Below are 15,582 nucleotides of genomic sequence, written 5' to 3'. Positions count from 1 at the left end.
CGCCGATCGGGCCAGGGACGGCCCGTCGGCGCGTACCTCCGGAGCAAGCCCGGAGCGAGGGAACCCCCGAAGCGCAGCGTAGGGGGCCGGATGATAGGAGCAGGCGGTTTTGCTTACTTTTGCCAAGACAAAAGTAAGCCGCCGTAAGGGCGGAAAGGTGACGAAAAGCGCTCATCGTCTATGAATGCGCATACATCTCCAAAAGCAATCACCCTAAAGCCCCGACCCCGCCCCCATCACCCAAACCAATGCTGCCAAGCCAACCGCACAGTCAACGCCAACACCACAGTAATAAACACCGGCCGAATAAACCTGCTCCCCCCGCTGATCGCCGTGCGCGCCCCGAAGAACGCCCCGACCATCACCGACAACCCCATGCACAACCCGACGATGTAATCCACCTGCCCGGAAATGATGAACACCGTCAGCGCCGCAATGTTGCTGACAAAGTTCATGCTCCGCGCAACGCCACTGGCACGTACCAGGTCGATGGGGTACAGCAGCAACGTACTGACCGTCCAGAACGCCCCCGTCCCAGGCCCGGCAACGCCGTCGTAGAAACCCAAGGTGAAGCCCTGCGGTACCTGCCATTTCTTGCGAATCGGCGCGTCGGCATCCAGCGGCGCCTTGGGCGTGCCGCCGAACAGCAGGTACACGCCGCAGGCGAACACGATCACCGGCAGCATCTTGTTCAGCCATTCGGCCGGCATGAAGTGGGCAATCACCGCGCCAATCAGCGCGCCGGTGAGCGTTGCGAACAACGCCGGGCGCCACTGCGCCGGGTGGAACAGCTTGCGCCGGTAATAGGTGAAGCCGGCGGTGGCCGAGCCAAAGGTGGAACTGAGCTTGTTGGTGCCCAGCACCAGGTGCGGTGGCATGCCAGCGGTGAGCAGCGCCGGTGTGGTCAGCAGGCCGCCGCCGCCGGCGATGGCGTCGATGAAACCGGCAACGAATGCCACCAGGGCGAGGATCAGCAGGGTGAGGGGTTCTACGGTGAGTTCGAAGGGCATTGGTATCGGGCTGGCAGAGGGCAGGGCGTGCGGCAAAGGGCCGCGCTGGAAGGAGGGTATGGTAATCCTGGGGGTAACAGGTTGCCAGTGCTGGCCTCTTCGCGGGCAAGCCCGCTCCCACAGGTATTGCACAGCCTTTGAGGCAAATGCTGTACCTGTGGGAGCAACTGTCTTGTGCTGCCTGAACTGGCCTCATCGCCGGCAAGCCGGCTCCTACAGCTGCAGCGCAGGCCTGAGGCTTATGCAATCTCTGTGGGAGCGGGTTTACCCGCGAAGGGGCCAGCGCTTGGCTCAGAGGAACCAGCGATACTCCCGCGCACTCACCTCGTGCATGAACGCCAGGTGGTCCTGGCGCTTGTTCTCGCAGTACACCATCACGAACTCCTCCCCCAACCCTTCGTTGACCGCCGGGTGCCCGCGCATGGCGGCCACGGCGGCGGGCATGTCCTTGGGGAAGTCGATGCCGCTGGTGCGGTCATCGTTCAGCGGCGCGATGGGCTCCTGCGCGGCGTCCAGGCCGTGTTCCATGCCACAGAGGATGGCCGCCAGCACCAGGTACGGGTTGGCGTCGGCGCCGGCCAGGCGGTGCTCGATGCGCAGGTTGTGCGGGCTTGACTCGGGGATGCGGATGCACGCGTCGCGGTCCTCGAAGCCCCAACTGGCACGGCTGGCGGCATTGACCATGGCGCCGTAGCGGCGAAACGCGTTGTGGTTGTCGGCGAAGATCGGCATGCAGTGCGGCAACAACGCCAGGCAGCCGGCCACGGCGTGGCGCAGCGGGCGCTGCTGGTCGGCGGCCAGCAGGTTGTTGCCGGCCGGGTCGTACAGGCTCACGTGCACGTGCATGCCGCTGCCCGGGGCCTGCAGGTAGGGCTTGCTCATGAACGAGGCGCGCAGCCCGTGCTTGAGCGCAACGCCGCGGGTGCTGCGGCAGAACAGCGCCGCCCAGTCGGCAGCGCGCAGGCCGTCGTCGCAGTGGCCGAAGTTGATTTCGAACTGGCCCGGGCCCAGTTCGGCGGTGATCACGTTGGCGTCCACACCCTGGATGTTGGCGGTGCTGACCATGTCGCGCAGCACGTCCGAAAACCGCGACAGGCGCTCGATGTGCATGTTCGGCTGGTCGTCTTCATCCTGGCTGAACGGGTCGCGGGGGAACTGCGGCAGGCCGTCCTTGAGTGCCCGGTCGAACAGGTAGAACTCAAGTTCGAACGCCACCACCGGGCGTATGCCCCGGCGCTCCAGGCGTTGCAGCACCCGCGCCAGTACTTCGCGCGGCTCGAACTCGATGGGCGCGGCGGTGCCGTCGGAGGTGATCAGCATCTGCCCCAGCGGCTCACGCTCCCAGGTCACTGGCTTCAGGGTGCCGGGCACCAGGCGGCGCTGGGCGTCGGGGTCGCCGTCGTTGAAGCAGTAGTCACCGATCGGGAACAGCCCGCCCTGGGCACCCAGCAACACGCAGTTCTGCGGCAGTTTCAGCGGGCTGCCGGCGGCGACCTTTTCGAGCATGTCGATGGGGTAGCGCTTGCCGTAGAAATGCCCGGGGATATCCAGGCTGAGCAGGTCGACGTAGCGCACGTCGGGGTGGTGCAGGCGGAAGGCGCGGACTTCATCGAGCAGGGTGGGGGCGTTTTTTGTACTTGTCATTGCAATGCTCTCAGCGGAAGACCCAGAGAACCCGGGTCGCCTGGTCGGTCAGGTTGGCGTAGCGGAACTGGCTGTGCGGCGGTAGCTGGAAACTGTCGTTGGCGCGCAGGGTGACGGCGCCCTCGTGCCCGTGGTGCCAGAGCGTCAGCTCACCCTGCAGCACGAAGCCGCCCTGTTCGGAGCTGTCGTCCAGGTGCCCGTCGCCACTGCTGGCGCCGGGCGCCAGGTGGCTTTCGAGCATGGCGAAGCGGCCGTTGAGGGTAGGTGACACCAGCACGTCGGTGACCCCGGCGGCGTAGTACAGGGTGCGCCGTTCGCCGGGGCGGGTGACCCAGTCGATCTGGCGCGGCGGCACCGCCTGGTAGAAGTAGGTAGTAGGGACGTGCAGGGCTTCGCTGATGGCGGTGAGGTCGGCCACGGTGGGGCGCGACAGGCCGCGCTCGACCTGCGACAGAAAACCCAGCGAGCGGTTGACCCGGCTGGCCAGCTCATCGAGGGTCAGGCCGCGGTGCTTGCGCAGGTCACGCACCAGCCGGGCCAGCGCCTGGGCGTCGTCGATCAGCTCAGACATGGTCGCGCATCCGGTACCAGGCCTTGGCGGCGGCCTCCAGCGGCGCGGCCAGCAGGTCGCCACCCGGGAAGCGGCCGTTGTCGATGCCCTGGTACAGGGCCAGCAACTCGTCATTGCCGAGGATGGCGTCGCTCACTGCCCGTGCGCCGGCCAGTGTCGGCAGCACACCATGGCCGGAGAAGCCCTGCAGCCAGTAGCGCTGGCCCTGGCGGCCGATGTCCGGGGTGCGCTGGATGCTGCAGTCGATATGGCCGCCCCAGGCGTGTTCGATGGCCACGCCGCGCAGCTGCGGGAAGACCCGTTCCAGGTAGGGGCGGGTGGCGGCGGCCACATCTTTGGGGATACCGCCCAGGTAGGTGCAGCCGCCGCCGAACAGCAGGCGGTGGTCGGGGGTCAGGCGGAAGTAGTCGGGGACGAACTGGTTGTCGATCACGCAGCTGTTGCGTGGCAGCAGGGAGTTTGCGAAATCGGCGTCCAGCGGCGCGGTGGCTACTTGGTAGGAACCTACCGGCAACAGGCGTTGGGCGAGGGCACGGTCAAGGCGGTCGATGTAGGCGTTGCAGGCCAGCACCAACACCTGGCTGCGCACCTCGCCGCTGCCGGTGCGGGCAACGAAGTCGCCGGCATGTTCGTGGTAACTGAGCACCTGGCTCTGCTCGAAGATGCGCCCGCCAGCGGCCTCGATGGCGCTGGCCAGGCCTTGGGCCAGTTTCAGCGGGTTGAGGTGGGCGCCGTTGGGGTCGTACAGGGCGGCCTGGTAGCGAGGGCTGTCGATCCATTCGGGCAACTCGTCGCGGCCGATCAGGCGCAGGCAGTCATAGCCGTACTTGGCTTCGGCTTCACGGCGGGCCTGTTCCAGCAGCGCGACCCGGCGCGGCAGCACGGCGCTCCACAGGCTGCCGGTGCGGTAGTCGATGTCGAAACCGTGGCGCAGGGGCAGCTCGCGCAGTTCGCGGGCGGCCCAGCACATGCTGTCCCACAGGCGCCGGCTGCGCTCCAGGCCCAGGGCTTTTTCCAGCGGTAGCAGGTCGCACGACCACCCAAGCAGCGCCTGGCCACCGTTGCGCCCGGAGGCGGCCCAGGCCACCCGGCTGGCTTCCAGCAGGGTCACCCGTTGCCCGGCCTGGGCCAGGCGCAGGGCGGTGTGCAGGCCGCTGAAACCGGCGCCGACGATCAGCACATCGGTGTCATGGGGGCCGTGCAGGGTGGGGCGCAGGGGGATGCTGGCGGGGTAGGTGCGGGCGTAGTAGCTGGCGACGTGCTGGGCGGACTGCTTGAACATGCCGGGGCCTCGTGAAATTTATTCTGATTATTTTCATGAAAAAATAGCAGAAGAATTTCATCGCGCCAGTCAGAGAGCACCTTGTAGGAGATCACCCAGCTCTGCGGGCTGCGCTGTCGCGCAGAGAAGTGGTCTCGCAGATGCGCCGCGGCCCCTGTGGGAGCAACTGTCTTGTTCAATTTCTAAAATCTAGCGCGCCCCCTGTAGGAGCCGGCTTGCCGGCGATAGGGCCGGCACAGGCGAATGCTGGCACCGGCTGTGCCGGTGATCGCCGGCAAGCCGGCTCCTACAGGGTCGCGCGAACCCCGAACCAAGCGCCGTACCTGTGGGAGCGGCTTTAGCCGCGAAGCAGGCACTGCGCTAGATGGCACCGGCTTCGCCGGTGTTCGCGGCTGAAGCCGCTCCCACAAAATCTTCGTTAAATCAACGAGTTGTGATTTGTTCCATAGGAGCCGGGTTGTGTTGCAAACAAAAAAGCCCTGGTTATCCAGGGCTTTGCTGACGCGGGCGAGGGCAGGCGTATCCAAAGGCGCGCCATGGCGCCTTCGGGGCCGTCACTCAGTGCGTGCGTGCCAGCTGCGCGCGAATTTCACGCACCTGCTCAGGCGATACCGCCGAGGCCTGGTTCGACCAGCCCTGGCGCAGGAAGGTCGCCAACTGCGCCACCTCCGTATCGTCCATGCGCTCGGCAAAGCCGGGCATTGGCAGCACCGACGGTGCACGCTCGGTGGACGGCGTTGCGGCGCCGGCGAGGATCACGTGCAGCAAGGCATCGGGGTTGGCTGCATTGACTACCGAGGCACCATCCAGGCGTGGGAACACCCGTGGCGCGCCTTCACCGCTAACGAAGTGGCAGGCACCGCAGTTGTCGATGTACAGCCGCTCGCCCAGGGTCAGGTCCTTGGCGGCGGTCAGCTTGGCGGTGGTCGCCTTGCTGCGCTCGGCCTGCTGCTGGTAGGCCGAGCCCTTGGCCGGCGCCAGGGATTTCAGGTAGGCCGCCATGGCCTGCAGGTCGGCATCGCTCATGTGCGAGGTGCTGTTGGCGATCACGTCGGTCATCTCGCCGGCCACCGAGGCCTTGGCGTTGCGCCCGCTGCCCAGGTACTCCACCAGCTCTTCTTCGCTCCAGTGCGGCATGCCGCGCAGGGCCGGTACGTTCCAGCCGTTGAGCTCGGTACCGGTCAGGTAGCCTGCGGCCGACTCGTCCAGGCCTTTTTCCTGCAGAGTCAGCGCCCGCGGGGTGTGGCACGAGCCGCAGTGGCCGAGGCCTTGCACCAGGTAGGCGCCGCGCTCGATCGGGGTGGCGCCGGTGTTGGCCGCGCTGGCCTGTGGGGCCGGCGAGAACAGCGCGCGCCAGTAGGCCAGCGGCATGCGCAGCGACAGCGGCCAGGGGATGTCGTTGGCTTTGTTCGGCTGCGCGACCGGGGCTACGCCTTGCATGAAGTAGGCATACAGCGCCTGGGTGTCTTCATCGCTGACCTTGGCATAGGACGGGAACGGCATGGCCGGGTACAGCGCGCTGCCGTCGTGGCCGATGCCGCGGCGTACCGCGCGTTCGAACTCGCCGTAGCTCCAGTTGCCGATGCCGGTGTGCTTGTCGGGGGTGATGTTGGTGGAGTAGATGGTGCCGATCGGCGAGGCGATGCCCAGCCCGCCGGCGAACGGCTTGCCGCCGTCGTGGCTGGTGTGGCAGGCCACGCAGTCACCGGCGCGGGCCAGGTAGGCGCCTTTTTCGATCAGCGCCGGGGTGACGGCCTGGGTCAGCTTGGCCTGGGCGTCGCCTGCGCGGTTGAGCAGGCTGGCGCCGAGCCAGGCCAGCACCACCGCCAGCACGGCGACACCCAGCAATACCGAAACAATGGAACGGGTTTTGCTCTTCATGCTCTCGCTCCTCACGCCTGCACCAGCGGGCCAGGGTTTTTCAGGTACTGGTCCTTGATGGCCTGGGCCGCGAACAGGGTCAGGGCGCCGATCATCGAGGTCGGGTTGGCCTGGAAGTTCTGCGGGAAGGCGTTGCCGCCCGGCACGAACACGTTGTGCACGTCCCAGCTCTGCAGGTAGCGGTTGAGCGCGCTGGTTTCGGGCGAGTCACCCATGATCGCGCCGCCGACGTTGTGGGTGGACACGTACTTGGTGATGTCCCAGTGCGAATCCATGCCCAGGAAGCTTTCGCTGTAGCTGTCGGGGTTCAGCTCCTTGGTGATGTCCAGGACGATGTTGCGCAGGTGCTGCTGCAGTTTCAGCTCGTTTTCCTTCCAGTCGAAGGTGATGCGCAGCAGCGGCTGACCCCATGGGTCCTTGTAGGTGGGGTCGAGGTCGACGTAGTGGTCGCGGTACGACATGCAGCTGGTGGTGATGCTGATTTTCATCGAGTGGCCGTACCAGTCCTGCATGCCTTCCTTCCAGCCCTGGCCCCATTCCGGGGTGCCGGACGGCAGCGAGGTGCCGATCGGTGCGCCACTGGCTTGCGAGCTGTGGATCTTGGCACCGCCGATGAAGCCCAGGGACGGGCCGTCGTAGTTGCCGGGGGAGACGTCGTTGAACATCTGCCCGGTGGCGCCGGCGGTGGCGAAGGGGTTGAAGTTCTTGTCCTTGAAGAACAGCGTGGCGCCGCCGTTGCTGAGGAAGGCGTAGTTGCGGCCGATGGTGCCCTTGCGGGTAACCGGGTTGTACGGCTGGCCGATGCCCGACAGCAGCATCAGGCGCACGTTGACGAACTGGAAGGCCGCCAGCACGACGATCTTGGCCGGCTGGAACACTTCGTTGCCCTGGGCGTCGACGTAGGTGATGCCCTTGGCGGTCTTGCCGTCCGGGTGCAGCTCCACGCGCAGCACGTTGGCGTTGACCCGGTAGTCGAAGTTGTCCATGCGCTTGAGCGCGTCCAGCACGGCGGTTTGCGGCGAGGCCTTGGAGAAGTTCAGGCACGGGTACTTGCTGCAGTAGCCGCAGTAGTTGCACGGTGCGATCTGGTTGCCGTAGGGGTTCTTCCAGGCCCGCGAGACGTTGGCCGACGGGTTGGGGAACGGGTGGTAGCCGAGCTTGCGCGCCGCGTCGGCAAACATCACGTTGTTCAGCGTGTCTTCCAGCGCCGGCAGCGGGAAGGGGTTGGAACGCGGGCCCTCGAACGGGTCGCCGCCAACCAGGATCTGGCCGTTGAGGTTGCCGGTGTTGCCCGACAGGCCGCAGATCTTGTCGAACTTGTCGAGGTACGGCTCGATCTCGTCCCAGGTGAACGGGAAGTCGCCGATGGTCATGTCGCTTTGCAGTACGCCCGGCGGGTAGGCCTGGTCGGCGTAGGTCTTGAGCTTGATGTCGGTCGGCGTCGGGCGGATCAGCACGCCGGTCCAGTGCAGGCCCGAGCCACCCACGCCGGTGCCGGGCACGAAGGCGCCCCACTGGCGGGTCGGCAGGGCGGTGCCGTTGAGGTTGTGACGCACGGTGAGCGCGCCGGCCTTGGGCGTGACCATGATCTTGTTGCGCACGCCGTAGGCGTACTGGTCAGCAGGCTTCGGGTAGTGGAAGTCGGCATTGGTGCGGTCTTCACCGCGTTCGAAGGCGCGCACTTTCAAGCCTGCCTGGGCAAGCTCGATGCTCATCAGCGAGCCGGCCCAGCCCAGGCCGACGACGGCAACGTCGACTTCGTCATTGGTAATCTGTGGCATAAAAAACCTTGAATGCTGTGGTGCAGGGCGAAGGGATCAACCGCGTTGGCCGGTCAGGCTGACCGGGCCGAGGGGGTACGGGACGTTGTGCTGGGCGACCCATTCCAGGTAGCTGGCGCGGGCACCGGGGAAGCCGATGGCAATCCACGCCTTCATGCCCTTGTTGCCCCCGTAGATCGGGTCGGCCAACCAGCCCTGGCGGGTGTGGTTGAGCAGTTCGCCGAACAACAGCTTGGCCTTGACGATGTCTTCGCCGTGGGCTGCGAAGTCGACCTGGCCGGCTTGCATCTTCTTCAGTACGTCGTCGCGCTTGCCGAGCTCGAGCAGGGCGAAGTGCTGGCCGTGGGTGGCCTGGCACCAGCTCTCGAGTGCGGCGATGCCTTTGCGGTAGATCTGCTGCGGGGTGTAGGGCAGCTGATAGCCGAGCGTGGCCGGGGCATTCAGGTCGAACGGGCCTTCGAGGTAGATCTCGCTGCCCAGGTCACCGGCCAGTTGCTGGTCGATGAAGATCGGCACGTTGGTTTCCAGCGCGCCGGGGCCACGGCCGTCGGCCGGGATCAGGCGGTCGCAGGCGGCGAGGATGAAAGTCCATTCGGCCGGGGTGAAAAAGCTTGGGGTGTAGCTGTCGAGGCTCGGCGCCGCCAGCTCTGCCGCCATCGCAGCGCTGAGGCCGTTGACGGTGATGCCCATGGCGGGCAAGGCGATCAGCGACGAAAGCAGAAACTTCCTTCGCGAGGTGTGTTTGGTTAGCAACATGCAGGTCTACCTATGACTAATCACTCAGACCCGTGAAATGTGGACATGGCAGGCTTGGGCGCTGCTCTTGTGTGACGCTGAGGGTGCGCTGCACTGCACGGACTCATTTGGTCATATGGATGACAGTCATCGTATCTCACGGGGCGAGAATGGTAGCAGGCTACCTAATGGGTAACAATTTATTTCTACCGGCTTTGTCAACGGTGTGAATTGTCGCAGGGCAGGGCGATAACGCCGGCCAGCCGGCGTTTACTGCGGCTTGGCTTTTTTACTGCGGGCGGCCTTGGGCTTGGCCTTGCCGGTGGCGCGGCGCTTTTTCTTCCAGGGGGCTGCGGCCTTGCCAGCGGCGGGGCCTGTGATGGTCAGGCGCATGCCGGCGCAGCGCTGCACCAGCTTGCCCATCCAGGCCGACTGGCGGGTGACGAACTCTTCAAGGCTCATTTCGCCGCTTTGCACCATGTCCAGCGCCTGCTCCCAGATGGCGGTGGTACCGGGGTCGGCGATGGCCCGGGGTACGGCGTCGATCAGGCTGAAGGCCGCAGGCGTGGCGCTGAGGGCCTTGCCGTTTTTCACCAGGTAGCCGCGGTCGAGCAGGCCCTGGATGATGCTGGCGCGGGTGGCTTCGGTGCCGATGCCGGTGGTTTCCTTGAGCTTTTGCTTGAGCTTCGGGTCGTCCACCAGCTTGGCGACGTTCTTCATGGCCTTGATCAGGTCGCCTTCGGTGAAGGGCTTGGGGGGCTGGGTCCACAGGTCCTTGAGGTTCAGGCCGTGCAGGTTGCAGTGCTGGCCTTTGTGCAAGGCCGGCAGCACCTGGGCGGGGGGCGCTTCGCGGCCCTTGGCCGGGGTCAGGGCCTCGGGCAGGGCACGGCGCCAGCCGGGTTCGACGATTTGCTTGCCCACTGCGCGCAGGGCGTGGCTGGCGCAGTCGAAGTCGGCCTGGGTGCGGTCGTACTCGTGGTTGGGCAGGAACTGCGCCAGATAGCGGGCGCGGATCAAGGTGTACACGGCTTTGTACTTGGGCGGCAGGCGCGCCGGGTCGCTGGCGGCGGCGGTGGGGATGATGCCGTGGTGGGCGCTGACTTTCTGGTCGTTCCAGGCCCGCGAGCGGCGCTGTGGCTCAAGGTGCGGCTGCAACGGGGCGAGGCTGGCGTCGGCCCGTTGCAGGGCGGCGAGAATGCCCGGCGCTTCGCTGTGCTGGCTCAGGGGCAGGTAGCCGCTGTCGCTGCGCGGGTAGGTGATCAGCTTGTGGGTTTCGTACAGCGCCTGGGCGATGTCGAGGGTTTCCTGGGCGCCCAGGCCGAGCTTTTTCGAGCACAGCTCCTGCAGCGTGCCGAGGTCGAAGGGCAGCGGCGCGGCTTCGCGCACCCGCTCGGTGGCAATCTGCACCACCTGGGCGCTGCCGGCGGCCTGCATGTCGGTGGCGGCTTGCTGGGCCAGGGCCTGCTTCAGGCAGCGGCCCTGGTCGTCACAGGCGTCCTCGGGTGCGCGCCACTGGGCGTTGAACACCTGGCCTGCGCTTTCAAGCTGCACGTCGATGGCCCAGAAGGGGACAGGCACAAAGTCGGCGATGCTGCGGTCGCGGTCCACCACCAGGCGCAGGGTGGGGGTTTGCACCCGGCCTACTGGCAATACGCCCTGGTAGCCGGACTGGCGCCCGAGCAGGGTGAACAGGCGGCTCATGTTCATGCCGATCAGCCAGTCGGCGCGCGAGCGGCCCAGCGCCGAATGATAGAGGCTGAAGGTGTCCTGCCCGGGTAGCAGGCGCCCGAGGGCCTTGCGAATGGAGGCGTCGTCCAGCGCCGACAGCCACAGGCGCTGGATGGGGCCGCGGTAGCGACAGTGTTCGACCAGCTCGCGGGCGATCATTTCGCCTTCGCGGTCGGCGTCGGTGGCGATCACCAGCTCGCGGGCCTCGCCGAGCAGGCGCTTGACCGCCTTGAATTGGCTGGCGGTCTTGGGCTTGACGGTCATCTTCCACTTTTCCGGGATGATCGGCAGGTGCTCCAGGGACCAGCGCTTGTAGCGCTCGTCGTAGGCGTCGGGTGGGGCGGTTTCGAGCAGGTGGCCGATGCACCAGGTCACGCACACGTCGGTGCCTTGCCAGCAGCCGTCGCCACGGCGGTTGGCGCCGAGCACTTTGGCGATGTCTTTTGCCTGGGAGGGTTTTTCGCAGAGGAACAGGCGCATGGCCGCGGGAGCTTCGTCGCTTAAGTTGCGCACTAGGATGCGCAACCCAGGGCGTTCAGGCAAGTTTTATCTGTATGCATGTACAGGTTTTATGCCCGCACCTTTGGCAGGGTAGCCGCAGCCTTGGGGTTGGACGCAGTGGTACGGCCGTGCCAGTTTTGCCGTTCGCCTGCCAGTTGTGTCATTGGACGATGTCGCTGGGGCGCCATTCCTACAAGATACAAGGAAGTCACCTAATGCCTGTTTTCGACTACAAACAGCTCGACAGCAACGCTTCTGCTGCCCTCTACAACGATGCCATGGCCCTGGCCACCTACGCCTACCACGGTATCGACGACGGCTTTGCCGCTGGCTACCAGCAGTACGGCTTTGGCCTGGGGTTGCCGGCCACACTGGTCAAGGCGCTGATCGGCGGCACCGACAGCCAGGGCGTGGTGCCCGGCCTGCCATGGAACCCCGATTCCGAGGCAGCAGCGCTGACCAAGGTGCAGGCTGCCGGCTGGACACCCATCAGTGCTGCACAGCTGGGCTACCAGGGCAGTACCGACGCCCGTGGCACCTTCCACGGCGAAAAGCCGGGCTACGAGACTGCCCAGGTGGAGGTGCTTGGCCGGTATGACGACAGTGGCCAGTTGACCGGTATTGGCATCGCCTTTCGCGGCACCAGCGGCCCGCGGGAGAACCTGCTGGGTGACACACTGGGCGATGCGCTCAACGACCTGCTGGCGGCCCTTGGGCCGGCCGGTTACGCCCGCGACTATGCCGGCAACGCCTTCGACGGCCTGCTCGGGGATGTGGCGGCCTTTGCCAGGGCACATGGGCTGACCGGGGCTGATGTCACCGTCAGTGGTCACAGCCTGGGTGGCCTGGCGGTGAACAGTCTGGCCGACCTCAGTGGTGAGCGCTGGGGCGGCTTCTTCGAAAATGCCAACTACGTCGCCTTCGCCTCGCCAACCCAGGCGGCCGATGCCGACAAGGTGCTCAACATCGGCTACGAAAACGACCCGGTGTTCCGTGTGCTCGACGGCACCTCGGTCACCTGGGGCACCCTGGGTGTGCACGATGGCGAGAAGGCCTCGGCCACCGACAACATCGTCAATTTCAACGATTACTACGCCTCAGGCGCCTGGAACCTGCTGCCGTTCTCCATCGGCAACATCGCCACCTGGCTGTCGCACCTGCCGACGGCCTACGCCGATGGCCTGGGGCGGGTGCTGGACTCGTCGTTCTACCCCTGGACCAGCCGCGACTCGACTGTGGTGGTGAGCAACCTGTCCGATGCCACCCGGGGCTCGACCTGGGTCGAGGACCTGAACCGTAGTGCCGAGCCGCATACAGGCAGCACTTTCATCATCGGCTCGGCCCACGACGACTTGATCCACGGTGGGCGCGGCAACGATTACCTCGATGGCGGGGCGGGCAACGACACCTTCCGTGACGACGGCGGCTTCAACCTGATCGACGGCGGCAGTGGCCACGACACGCTGAAGCTGGAGCAGGCCCTGGGCCGGCTGGACATCGCCCGGGATGGCGAGGGCACGCTGTACATCCGCAATGCGGACGGCGGTATCAGCCAGGTGCGCAACGTGGAGACGCTGGTGAGCAAGGAGAGCAGCCTGGTGTTCTTCAGCAAGGAGGTGAGCCACGCAGTGGGGCTGGACGGCTTGCTCAGCAGCGGCAAGCTCGAGGCTTACGCGGCCTCGCAAAGTGGCGGGCAGGGGGCGGACGTGCTGGTGGCCGGCAACCAGGGCCAGTGGCTGTTCGGGCTGGGCGGCGATGACCGTTTGCAGGGCGGCAAGGGTAACGATGTGTTGGTCGGTGGCGCGGGCAATGATGTGCTCAGTGGCGGCGCGGGCAGCGATACCTTCCTGTTCAGTGGGGTGTTCGGCCAGGACCGGGTGCTGGATTTCGGCGCCCAGGACAGGCTGGTGTTCATGGGGGTGGAGGGCGGTACGGCGCTGCCGGACTTGCGTGATCACCTGAGCCAGGTGGGCAATGACCTGGTGCTGACCTTTGGGCAAAGCAGCGTGACGCTGGTGGGGGTACCGGGGTTGCTGGAGGGGCAGGTGGTGATTGCCTGAACGGGCGCCTGCGCTGTGCCGCGAAGCCGCTCCTACAGGACCGCGCGAGGTCTGAGGCAGCGCTGTACCTGTAGGAGCGGCCTTGTGTCGCGAAGCAGGCAGCGCGGTGGCTGGCACCGGCTGTGCCGGTGTTCGCAGGGCAAGCCCGCTCCTACAGGACCGCGCAAGGTCTGAGGCAGCGCTGTACCTGTAGGAGCGGCCTTGTGCCGCGAAGCAGGCAGCGCAGTGGCTGGCACCGGCTGCGCCGGTGTTCGCGGGCAAGCCCGCTCCTACAGGACCGCGCGAGGTCTGAGGCAGCGCTGTACCTGTAGGAGCGGCCTTGTGCTGCGAAGCAGGCAGTGCGGTGGCTGGCACCGGCTGCGCCGGTGTTCGCGGGGCAAGCCCGCTCCTACAGGACCGCGCGAGGTCTGAGGCAGCGCTGTACCTGTAGGAGCGGCCTTGTGTCGCGAAGCAGGCAGTGCGGTGGCTGGCACCGGCTGCGCCGGTGTTCGCGGGCAAGCCCGCTCCTACAGGACTGCGCGAGGTCTGAGGCAGCGCTGTACCTGTAGGAGCGGCCTTGTGCCGCGAAGCAGGCAGTGCGGTGGCTGGCACCGGCTGCGCCGGTGTTCGCGGGCAAGCCCGCTCCTACAGGATTACCGCTGACGGTGAGATATGCGCCGTACCTGTGGGAGCTGGCGAAGCCTGCGATGAGGCCGGCGCAGGATTGCGAGGTCAGACGATCTCGCAGGAGTCGCGCACCATGTCGACGTGCGGGATGCCGGCTTCGAGGAACTCCTCGCTGACCACCCGGAAGCCCAGGCGCTCGTAGAACGGCGTGGCGTGCACCTGGGCGCTGAGCATCTGCTGCTTGAGGTCGCGGTTCTGCGCTTCGGTGATCACCGCACGCATCAGCGCATCGCCGACGTTCAGGCCGCGCCAGTCCTTGAGCACCGAAACCCGGCCGATGGTGCCGTCGGGCAGCAGGCGGGCGGTACCGATCGGGTAGTCGCCCTCCATGGCCAGAAAATGCACCGCGGTCGGGTCTTCGGCGTCGAACTCAAGCTCTGGCGGCACGTGCTGTTCGGCGACGAACACGGCGCTGCGGATGCGATGGATGTCGGCGTTATCCTTGTGCCAGTCGGCCAGGCGCACACTGATCTTATTCATCGTTGGCAAACCCCAGGCTTCCTTGCTTGATCAGCTGGCAGACCAGCGTCAGGCCTTCTTCGTCGGCGATCCACTTGCCGAGGTTCTCGATGTGCAGGGCGTCGGCGGCGCAGATCAGCTTCAGCAGCGGGCGCAGGTGGCCCGACAGCAGGCGGCTCTGGCCGCTGGCGAACAGCAGCAGGTCGTCTTCGACCTCCGACCAGGCCATGCGCGCGCTTGGGTTGCGAATCAGCACGGCGCCTTGCTCAAGGCTGTCCTGCAGCTCGGCTTCGCTCAGCTCTTCGCCTGTCACCAGCTCCGGGTAGCGCGGCTCGGTCATGAACTGGCCGAACCAGGTCAGCAGCAGGTCCTTGTCGTTCATGTGCTTGTCGATCAGGCCCTTGAGGCGGTCGAGGGCGTCGTGCTGGATCTGGTGCGGGTCGGCCGCAGGCACGGCGTCGGCGTCGCTGTAGCGCTCTTCGTCAGGCAGGAACTGGCTGAGGAAGTCGGTGAAGTGGGTCAGCACTTCGGCGGCGCTCGGGGCGCGGAAGCCGACCGAGTAGGTCAGGCACTCGTCTTCGGCGATGCCGTAGTGGGCCAGGCGCGGCGGCAGGTAGAGCATGTCGCCGGGCTCCAGGCTCCACTCTTGGCTTTGCTCGAAGTCGGCGAGGATGCGCAGGTCGGCGTGCTCGATCAGCGCGCTGTCGCTGTTGCACATCTGCCCGACTTTCCAGTTGCGGGTGCCGTGGCCTTGCAGCAGGAACACGTCGTAGTTGTCGAAGTGCGGGCCGACGCTGCCACCGGGGGCGGCGTAGCTGATCATCACGTCATCGATACGCCAGCTGGGCAGGAAGCGGAATTCTTCGAGCAGCTCGGCCACTTCCGGTACGAACTGGTCGACCGACTGCACCAGCAGGGTCCAGTCACGCTCGGGCAGGTCGGCGAAGGCGTCTTCGGCGAACGGGCCGCGGCGCAGCTCCCAGGGGCGCTCGCCGTGCTCGAGCACCAGGCGCGACTCGACTTCTTCTTCCAGGGCCAGGCCGGCCAGTTCGTCGGGGTCGATGGGGCTGACGAAGTCGGTGAACGCCTGGCGCACCAGCAGCGGCTTCTTCTGCCAGTAGTCGCGCAGGAATTCACGGGCCGTGAGGCCGCCCAGCAGTTGCAGTGGAGTATCAGAATTCATGTTCAACCTATTGAAAAAACGTAATTTTCGTACGGGAATAAAAACGCCCGGCGAGGCCGGGCGTTGAACGCTGCGCTCAGC

11 protein-coding genes are annotated in these 15,582 nt (G+C 66.2%); 1 reads left to right on the top strand and 10 read right to left on the bottom strand.

Features of this window, described 5'->3' with window-relative positions:
* Positions 1-236: 236 nt before the first annotated feature.
* The 8 genes from ACI2KK_RS07635 to ACI2KK_RS07600 form a co-directional block, all read right to left on the bottom strand.
* The gene (locus tag ACI2KK_RS07635; protein ID WP_404668475.1) at positions 237-1,010 is read right to left on the bottom strand and encodes a TSUP family transporter; all 774 of its coding nucleotides are present in this window, start codon (positions 1,008-1,010) and stop codon (positions 237-239) included.
* A gap of 291 nt (positions 1,011-1,301) precedes the next feature.
* Positions 1,302-2,654: a glutamine synthetase family protein gene (locus ACI2KK_RS07630; protein ID WP_404668474.1), complete on the bottom strand. Its 1,353-nt coding sequence runs from the start codon at positions 2,652-2,654 to the stop codon at positions 1,302-1,304.
* A gap of 10 nt (positions 2,655-2,664) precedes the next feature.
* Positions 2,665-3,225 carry a helix-turn-helix domain-containing protein gene (locus ACI2KK_RS07625; protein ID WP_404668473.1) on the bottom strand — a complete coding sequence of 187 codons (561 nt, stop codon included), beginning with the start codon at positions 3,223-3,225 and terminating at the stop codon, positions 2,665-2,667.
* Positions 3,218-4,507: an NAD(P)/FAD-dependent oxidoreductase gene (locus ACI2KK_RS07620; RefSeq protein ID WP_404668472.1), complete on the bottom strand. Its 1,290-nt coding sequence runs from the start codon at positions 4,505-4,507 to the stop codon at positions 3,218-3,220. The genes ACI2KK_RS07625 and ACI2KK_RS07620 overlap by 8 nt, the downstream gene beginning before the upstream one ends.
* Positions 4,508-5,065: 558 nt before the next feature.
* Positions 5,066-6,388, bottom strand: a complete 1,323-nt coding sequence (locus ACI2KK_RS07615; protein WP_404668471.1) for a c-type cytochrome — start codon at positions 6,386-6,388, stop codon at positions 5,066-5,068.
* Positions 6,389-6,399: 11 nt separating this feature from the next.
* Complete coding sequence (locus ACI2KK_RS07610) at positions 6,400-8,169, bottom strand: GMC family oxidoreductase (RefSeq protein ID WP_217884516.1); 1,770 nt, start codon at positions 8,167-8,169, stop codon at positions 6,400-6,402.
* Between the two features lie 36 nt (positions 8,170-8,205).
* Entirely contained in the window at positions 8,206-8,925 is a 720-nt protein-coding gene (locus tag ACI2KK_RS07605; RefSeq protein ID WP_217884517.1) for a gluconate 2-dehydrogenase subunit 3 family protein, read from the bottom strand.
* Positions 8,926-9,174: 249 nt separating this feature from the next.
* Positions 9,175-11,112: a DNA topoisomerase III gene (locus ACI2KK_RS07600; RefSeq protein ID WP_404668470.1), complete on the bottom strand. Its 1,938-nt coding sequence runs from the start codon at positions 11,110-11,112 to the stop codon at positions 9,175-9,177.
* A gap of 236 nt (positions 11,113-11,348) precedes the next feature.
* Here ACI2KK_RS07600 and ACI2KK_RS07595 point away from each other — a divergent pair, with 236 nt between their 5' ends.
* Positions 11,349-13,193, top strand: coding sequence for a polyurethanase (locus ACI2KK_RS07595; protein WP_404668469.1), 1,845 nt, complete (start codon positions 11,349-11,351; stop codon positions 13,191-13,193).
* A 711-nt stretch (positions 13,194-13,904) separates the two neighbouring features.
* On the opposite strand, the gene ACI2KK_RS07590 is transcribed toward ACI2KK_RS07595, so the two are convergent.
* Both ACI2KK_RS07590 and ACI2KK_RS07585 read right to left on the bottom strand, forming a co-directional pair.
* Positions 13,905-14,339, bottom strand: coding sequence for a GNAT family N-acetyltransferase (locus tag ACI2KK_RS07590; RefSeq protein WP_404668468.1), 435 nt, complete (start codon positions 14,337-14,339; stop codon positions 13,905-13,907).
* Positions 14,332-15,501: a JmjC domain-containing protein gene (locus tag ACI2KK_RS07585; RefSeq protein ID WP_404668467.1), complete on the bottom strand. Its 1,170-nt coding sequence runs from the start codon at positions 15,499-15,501 to the stop codon at positions 14,332-14,334. Before ACI2KK_RS07585 ends, ACI2KK_RS07590 begins: the two co-directional genes overlap by 8 nt.
* Between the last annotated feature and the right edge of the window lie 81 nt (positions 15,502-15,582).

Source organism: Pseudomonas sp. NPDC089406, from assembly GCF_044900265.1.
Lineage (GTDB): Bacteria > Pseudomonadota > Gammaproteobacteria > Pseudomonadales > Pseudomonadaceae > Aquipseudomonas > Aquipseudomonas fakonensis.
This window is presented reverse-complemented; position numbering and strand designations above follow the sequence as displayed.

Excerpts from the sequence above, each read along its gene's own strand:
- ACI2KK_RS07635 (WP_404668475.1), bottom strand. The coding sequence starts at position 1,010 with ATGCCCTTCGAACTCACCGTAGAACCCCTCACCCTGCTGATCCTCGCC.
- ACI2KK_RS07630 (WP_404668474.1), bottom strand. The coding sequence starts at position 2,654 with ATGACAAGTACAAAAAACGCCCCCACCCTGCTCGATGAAGTCCGCGCC.
- ACI2KK_RS07625 (WP_404668473.1), bottom strand. The coding sequence starts at position 3,225 with ATGTCTGAGCTGATCGACGACGCCCAGGCGCTGGCCCGGCTGGTGCGT.
- ACI2KK_RS07620 (WP_404668472.1), bottom strand. The coding sequence starts at position 4,507 with ATGTTCAAGCAGTCCGCCCAGCACGTCGCCAGCTACTACGCCCGCACC.
- ACI2KK_RS07615 (WP_404668471.1), bottom strand. The coding sequence starts at position 6,388 with ATGAAGAGCAAAACCCGTTCCATTGTTTCGGTATTGCTGGGTGTCGCC.
- ACI2KK_RS07610 (WP_217884516.1), bottom strand. The coding sequence starts at position 8,169 with ATGCCACAGATTACCAATGACGAAGTCGACGTTGCCGTCGTCGGCCTG.
- ACI2KK_RS07605 (WP_217884517.1), bottom strand. The coding sequence starts at position 8,925 with ATGTTGCTAACCAAACACACCTCGCGAAGGAAGTTTCTGCTTTCGTCG.
- ACI2KK_RS07600 (WP_404668470.1), bottom strand. The coding sequence starts at position 11,112 with ATGCGCCTGTTCCTCTGCGAAAAACCCTCCCAGGCAAAAGACATCGCC.
- ACI2KK_RS07595 (WP_404668469.1), top strand. The coding sequence starts at position 11,349 with ATGCCTGTTTTCGACTACAAACAGCTCGACAGCAACGCTTCTGCTGCC.
- ACI2KK_RS07590 (WP_404668468.1), bottom strand. The coding sequence starts at position 14,339 with ATGAATAAGATCAGTGTGCGCCTGGCCGACTGGCACAAGGATAACGCC.
- ACI2KK_RS07585 (WP_404668467.1), bottom strand. The coding sequence starts at position 15,501 with ATGAATTCTGATACTCCACTGCAACTGCTGGGCGGCCTCACGGCCCGT.